Origin of the sequence: Stenotrophomonas maltophilia group sp. RNC7 (assembly GCF_030910085.1) — a bacterium.
Lineage (GTDB): Bacteria > Pseudomonadota > Gammaproteobacteria > Xanthomonadales > Xanthomonadaceae > Stenotrophomonas > Stenotrophomonas sepilia.
This window is the reverse complement of the sequence record NZ_JAVFVN010000081.1, coordinates 1-392: the sequence shown is the minus strand read 5'-3', so window position 1 is coordinate 392 and position 392 is coordinate 1. Positions and strand designations below refer to the sequence as shown.

General features: G+C 70.4%; 1 protein-coding gene. It reads left to right on the top strand.

Annotation, left to right across the window (positions count from 1 at the left end; genetic code table 11):
• The coding region (locus tag RCF13_RS00810) for a hypothetical protein (RefSeq protein WP_308140719.1) at positions 1-392 on the top strand (392 nt) is incomplete at both ends.

Below are 392 nucleotides of genomic sequence, written 5' to 3'. Positions count from 1 at the left end.
ACGGCCAGGTGCACTCCGGCAGCCAGGCCAACCAGGAAGGCCTGGGCTGGGCCTCGCGCGCGGCCGCCGCCGGCGGCGTCACGGTCATGGTCGACATGCCCTACGACGATCCCGAGCCGGTCGCCTCGCGCCCGCACCTGGACGCCAAGATCGCCGAGGTCGAGCGCGACTGCCACGTGGACGTGGGGCTGTTCGGCACCCTGAACAAGGAACACGGCCTGGCGGCCGCCGCCGGCCTGATCGAAGGCGGCGTCTGTGCCTTCAAGTTCTCCACCTTCGAAGCCACCCCGGGCCGCTTCCCGCGTATCGAGGAAGACGACCTCTACGAGGCCTTCCGCCTGATCGCGCCGTCCGGCCTGGTGTGCGGCGTGCACAACCAGATGCAGGAGATG